At 52.7% G+C, this 5,856-nt stretch carries 7 protein-coding genes; 4 read left to right on the top strand and 3 right to left on the bottom strand.

Going from position 1 to position 5,856, the window contains the following annotated elements; translation table 11 throughout:
- The 4 genes from H5U36_08480 to fucK all read left to right on the top strand — a co-directional run.
- Positions 1-493: purine-nucleoside phosphorylase (locus H5U36_08480; GenBank protein ID MBC7218155.1), on the top strand; the 493-nt coding region annotated here is incomplete at its 5' end.
- A complete protein-coding gene (locus tag H5U36_08475) occupies positions 490-945 on the top strand; it encodes a small multi-drug export protein (protein ID MBC7218154.1) in 456 nt (151 codons plus the stop codon). The genes H5U36_08480 and H5U36_08475, both read left to right, overlap by 4 nt.
- A 15-nt stretch (positions 946-960) precedes the next feature.
- Positions 961-2,010, top strand: coding sequence for an S-methyl-5-thioribose-1-phosphate isomerase (gene mtnA, locus H5U36_08470; GenBank protein MBC7218153.1), 1,050 nt, complete (start codon positions 961-963; stop codon positions 2,008-2,010).
- Between the two features lie 24 nt (positions 2,011-2,034).
- Complete coding sequence (gene fucK, locus H5U36_08465) at positions 2,035-3,537, top strand: L-fuculokinase (protein MBC7218152.1); 1,503 nt, start codon at positions 2,035-2,037, stop codon at positions 3,535-3,537.
- 14 nt (positions 3,538-3,551) lie between these two features.
- Here fucK and H5U36_08460 read toward each other — a convergent pair whose 3' ends face one another.
- From H5U36_08460 to H5U36_08450, 3 genes are all read right to left on the bottom strand, one after another.
- Entirely contained in the window at positions 3,552-3,992 is a 441-nt protein-coding gene (locus H5U36_08460) for a C_GCAxxG_C_C family protein (GenBank protein ID MBC7218151.1), read from the bottom strand.
- A gap of 4 nt (positions 3,993-3,996) precedes the next feature.
- Positions 3,997-5,187 carry an acetate/propionate family kinase gene (locus H5U36_08455; GenBank protein MBC7218150.1) on the bottom strand — a complete coding sequence of 397 codons (1,191 nt, stop codon included), beginning with the start codon at positions 5,185-5,187 and terminating at the stop codon, positions 3,997-3,999.
- Positions 5,165-5,856: TIGR00269 family protein (locus H5U36_08450; GenBank protein MBC7218149.1), on the bottom strand; the 692-nt coding region annotated here is incomplete at its 5' end. The genes H5U36_08455 and H5U36_08450, both read right to left, overlap by 23 nt.

Here is a 5,856-nt window from a genome sequence, read left to right as displayed (position 1 = left end):
CAATGCGGCAGGAGGTCTCAACCGGAACATGCGTCGTGGGGACCTTATGATTATTACCGACCACATTAACCTCCTTGGGGATAATCCTCTGCGGGGACCCAATGACCCGGAACTTGGCCCCCGTTTCCCGGATATGTCCGAGGTGTACGATAGGGAACTCCGAGAGCTTGCGCTTCAGATTGGTCTTGAGCATGGCATCTACCTCCATCAGGGAGTGTACGTTGCTCTGCCTGGGCCGAGTCTTGAGACCCCTGCGGAGTACCGTTTCCTCATAAAAATTGGAGCTGATGCAGTAGGTATGTCCACCGTTCCTGAGGTTATCGTGGCAAAACACGCGGGAATGCGGGTCTTTGGCATTTCCTGCATTACCGACCTTGCTATCGATGGAGTGGTTGCGCCTTTGAGTTTCGAAGAGGTGGTTCAGGCGGCTAACGAAGCGCAACCAAAACTCACCCTCATCATTCGGGAACTCGTTCGGAGGATGTCCCTATGAGTTTTTCAGGAATCCTCCGGGTTGCTCTTTTTGCCATGCTTCCGGTAAGCGAAGTTAGGGGAGCGCTTCCGTACGGTGTTTTTGTGGAGAGGCTTCCCCTTCCTCTTGTTCTCTTGGTTGCGCTCCTTGCAAACATCGCCCCCTTTTTCCTTGTCATGTACTTTGTCCCACCTCTTGTGCAACTCCTCCAGGGCATTCCATGGTTTCGACGTCTGTGGACATGGTACACCGAAAAAGCACAGAAGCGATTTCTTTCCTACAAGAAGTATGGAAAGTGGGGCATTCTCCTCTTTGTAGGTGTTCCCTTACCCTTTACCGGAGTATGGACGGGGACGCTTATTGCCTTTCTTGCCGGTTTTCGTCCCTGGGAGGTATTTCCCTTTGCCTTAGGTGGCCTGGCGATGGCAACAGGCATTGTAACGCTTCTTGTTCTTTTTGGTAGGGGAGTGTAGGGAAAGGAGATGGCAATGTTTCTCAAAGCAATTGAGTGGAAAGGTAGAAGTCTTCGATTCCTGGATCAAACTCGTCTCCCCCGGGAAGAAGTCTATGTCGAGACAGAGGATTACCGAGACGTCGTTGAAGCGATTAAGATGCTTCGAGTTCGGGGGGCTCCGCTCATCGGTGTCGCAGCAGCCTACGGGTTGTGTCTTGGGGCTTTGGAGGGACTCAAAAGCGAGGATTTCTTCTCCTTTCTTGAGCAGGTGGATTTGGAACTCCGGGCAACACGCCCTACGGCGGTGAACCTTTTCTGGGCCCTGGACCGCATGCGGGCTATTTGGTCCGCCCAGGAAACCTCTTTGGACTGGGAGGAGATAGTCAACCGTCTCATTGCTGAAGCCCGGGCTATAGATGAGGAAAATGCTGCCACCTCAGAGCGTATTGCCCGCTTTGGAGCCGCACTCCTTGAGGATGGAGATAGGGTTCTCACCCACTGTAATACCGGGCCTTTGGCCTGCGGGGGTTGGGGTACAGCGCTGGGGGCGATTCTCTGGGCGGTGCACAGAGAAGGAAAGCGACTTACGGTGTACGCCGATGAGACCCGTCCACTCCTGCAGGGGGCTCGCCTCACCACCTTTGAACTCCAAAAGAGTGGCATTCCAGTTACCCTCATCTGCGACAACATGGCCGGATTTCTGATGTCCCAGGGGCGTATCACTAAGGTTATTGTGGGAGCGGACCGCATTGCCATGAACGGAGATGTGGCAAATAAAATCGGAACGTACACTGTGGCTGTTCTTGCCCGCCACCACGGGATTCCGTTTTACGTCGCGGCTCCCCTCTCGACGGTGGATCCCAGGGCAGAAAGCGGTGCCGATATTCCCATAGAGGAGAGGAATCCTCAGGAGGTTACGACTTTTGGAGGAGTTCCCGTTGCTCCCCTGGGAGTTTCGGTTTGCAATCCTGCATTCGACGTTACTCCTTCCTCCCTTGTGAGTGCTCTGGTGACCGAGGAGGGAATTCTCCGTCCTCCTTTTGAGGAGAAGTTGTGGGCTCTAAAGCGAGGCAAAGGAACTTGATGTGTTTTGAGGGGAGGAGGGAATATGGGTAAGCAAGAGTACTTTCTGGTTCTTGACTGTGGAGCAACGAGTATTCGAGCCGTAGCCTTGAGCCCGGAGGGTAGCATTTTATCCATTGCTTCTTTTCCCAACGCTCCAAAGCGCGAGAAGGGTTCGGAGCACTATCTCATCTGGGATCTTGAGGAGATCTGGGCAAAGCTTTGCCAGGCCACACGAACGGTCATTTCCTCGGTCGGTCAGGAGGTTCGGGCGGTTTCGGTGACAACTTTTGGAGCGGATGGAGCACCCGTGCGGGAGGATGGAAGCCTCACGTATCCCGTCATTTCCTGGCAGTGTTCTCGAACAGAAGGTTGGGCGAAGAGAATTGTGGACCTTGTAAGTGCTCGGGAAATTTTTCGAATCACCGGTTACCAGGTTATCCCCTTCAACACTCTTTTTAAGCTTCTCTGGCTTCGAGAAAACGCTCCTCAAGCACTGGATGAGGCAAAGTACTTCCTCATGATGCCGGGACTTTTGAATTTCAGGCTCACCGGAGAAATGACCATGGACTATACGGCTGCATCTACGACGATGATGCTCGACATCCGGGAACGAAAATGGTCGGAGCGGCTCCTGTCCTTAGCCGGACTCCGTTCTGATTTCTTCCCCCGAATGGTGGAAAGCGGAGAGGTTATCGGGACGGTTACCGCAAAGGCGAGCGAAGAAACGGGAATTCCTGTGGGGACTCCGGTAACTTCTGCCGGGCATGATACGCAATTTGCCATTGTTGGGTCTCTGGCGGAGGACAGAGAGCTCATTCTGAGTTCGGGCACCTGGGAGATCGCGGCCATTCGAATTCCCTTCTTCCGGGATTCGGAGGTGGCTTTTGCAACGGGCATGCTTGTGGAACTCGACGCCGAAAAAGGCTTCTGGAATCCTCAAATGCTCATGATTGCTGGAGGCGTTGTGGAGTGGGTTCGCCGGAACTTCTTTGCTGACTGCAAGGATGAACAGGATATCTACGCACGCATTATTGAGGCTGCCTCTTCGGTTGACCCCGGAGCAGAGGGAATCTTTTTCGTCCCTTCCTTTATGCCCTCGGGTCCACTTAAGCCTTACGGGACAAGGGGGACCATTCTTGGGCTTGGACTTACGACCGATCGTGCTCAAATTGCAAGGGCTGTTTTTGAAGGACTTTCCTTCCAGCTCCGGCAAGCTGTGGATGCTCTTTTTGAGGCCTTTGGCTTTCGCCCGGAAAGAATTGTGGTTGTAGGAGGAGGATCAAGGAATGCTCTCTGGAATCGTATCCGAGCCGATGTCTTGAACCTCCCGGTTGTGGTTACTTCGTGTGAGGAAGCCACAGTTCTTGGAGCGGCGCTCTTTGCGATGGTGGGAATAGGGTATGCAAAAAGCCTTGAGGAGGCGAAAAGAAACGTCGTCCGCACAACTCGAGTCTTTGAACCCTCTCCACAGAGAGCAATCTATGACGAGCTCTTTGAGCGGTACACGAGGATTCCCCTTCTCCTTGAAGCACACTACAGAGGGTAGAAAGGTGGTTCCCCTCACTTGGGGGAACCACCTGTGAGGTACCGTTTGGCGATGTCCTCCACAGTACCCACAATCTGTCGGCACTTTTCCCGAAGGTTTTCTTCCCGATACCTTCTGAGGCCCTCTTCGGTGTTGAGACGGACTCCGATGAGACCAAAGCAGTCGAGGCGTCCGAGGCTCTGCTCTACCTCTTGAAGGAAGGACTCAACAAGGAGGTAGAGCCTATCTCGAGTGTCCTTGTCCTCCGGGTTTTCTCTTCCGAAACGAATCCCAAAAGCCATGACCGCTCCGGTAACGGCGCCACAGATGTTACCGGTGTGTCCTATCCCTCCTCCAAAGCCCGTAGCGATTCTGGGGATGAGAGGATTTTTTACCCCAAGGTCCTCACAGAGTCCGAGAAGAACCGATTCCGCACAGTTGAATCCTTGGCGGTGATAGTCAATGCTTTTTGCCATTCTTTCACCCTCTTTTCTCTCTGAGGAGCCTGGCAGTTTCCCTGGCCACCATGAGTTCCTCCCAGGTTGGAATTACCCAAACCTCGCATGGTCCACGGCCGATTTTTCCCTCCTTTCCGCTTACAGTGGCTCTGTTGCGTTCTGGATCAATCTCGATGCCCAGGAAGTTCAGACCCTCGCAGATTTTCTCCCGGATGTATGGGTCGTTTTCTCCGATACCTCCTGTGAAAACAAGACTTTCGATACCTCCCATAAGAGCAGCAAATCCCCCAATGTACTTCTTGACCTGGTAAACGAAGACGTCTATGGCAAGCTTTGCCCGCTCGTTTCCCTCTTGGGCGGCTTTCTCGATTTCCCACATTTCTCCACTGACTCCGGATATCCCGAAAAGCCCGGATTCTTTCGCCAGGATCCTGTTGAGTTCTGTAGGGGAGAGCCCTGCCTTTTCCTCAAGGTACAAAAGCACCTGGGGATCGAAGTCTCCCGGGCGGGTGGACATGATGACCCCACTTTGGGGCGTGAAACTGCTCGAAATATCGAAGGACTTTCCATCTTTAATCGCGCAGACGCTGCAACCGCTTCCAAGGTGGCAAGCTACAACTTTTGCAGAGGAAGGGGTGAGCTGTCTCAGGCGTTCAGCTATGTACCGGTATGAATTTCCGTGGAAACCGAGTTTTTCGAGACCGTACTCTGTACTCAGGGACCAGGGAAGGCCAAAGGTTCGGTGGGCAGGAGGAATGGAGAGGTGAAACGTTGTCTCCAAAACTCCCACGAGGGGAATGCGGGGAACAATTCGGCGGAAGATATCAATGGCTAAAAGGGCTGGAGGGTTGTGCACCGAGGTGACCGAAGAAAGATCCCGGAGAGCCTCAATGACCGTATCGTCTATGTAGCAAGTTTCCTGAACTCTCTTTCCTCCATTGATGAGCTTGATTCCTATAGCATCAAGTTCAGAAAGGTCCCTCAGGTAACCACTTTCTTTTAATGCTTCGAGCATAAGATGCAATCCCTTCTCGTGGTCAAGATTTGGAACCTTCTTCTCAAGAACTCCGTCTTTCGATTTCTGCTCGAGAAAGGAATCCGGGCGGTAGAGCCGTTTGATGTTTCCCTTAAGGAGGGACACTTCGTTTTCCCCAATGTCGAAGAGTTCATACTTGATGGATGAACCCCCGCTATTCACTGTCAGAATACGCACGTTTCTTCACCTCCTTGGCTTTGAGTTTTTCGAGGATTCGGCAAAAAGCGCATATCTCTTGAGTGGTGGGCATGCCGCACCGCACGCATTCTCGGAGGACTGGGGGGTTGTACTCTTTGAGGAAGTACTGCTTTCCTCTCTCAAGGAACCCAAAGAGGAACATATGCTTTGTTCCAGGGGATTTTTCCTCAAGAAACGATAGGGCCTCTTTGTAGTCAAGGCTTTTTGCTTTTTTTGAGAGAGGGCACCGCTCAGGAACGAAGGGAATGTCGTGCAGTGCAACGTAGTGGAGAATCTCCTCCTCGGTGAGCGTATAGAAGGGTTTTACCTTCCTCGTCATTTTCGGATGAGGACTTGGAAGGTGAGGGTCCTGGTGGGCGAGGTAATCAATGTGCCAGTGGAGGACATTCCCAAGGAGAGTAGCTGCTTCATCATCGAGGTTGTGTCCTGTAGCGTACACTGCAAAGCCCCTTTCTGCGGCGAACCTATTCAGAATGTACCGCTTGATGCTCCCGCAAAGGGAACACGGAGTCCGTTCTCTGAGCCTTCTCGTTGCCTCGGGGAGCGAGCATCCTATGAAGTCGGCAACATCAAGAACTTCGAGGGGAAGGTTATGGGAAAGAGCAAATGCCTCAACCACTTTTTTCGACTTCTCCGAGTATTCCCCAA

Source organism: Candidatus Caldatribacterium sp. (assembly GCA_014359405.1).
Classification (GTDB): domain Bacteria; phylum Atribacterota; class Atribacteria; order Atribacterales; family Caldatribacteriaceae; genus Caldatribacterium; species Caldatribacterium oleiphilum.
Note: the sequence above shows the minus strand (reverse complement) of the source record. Positions and strands in the feature narration are given on the sequence as shown.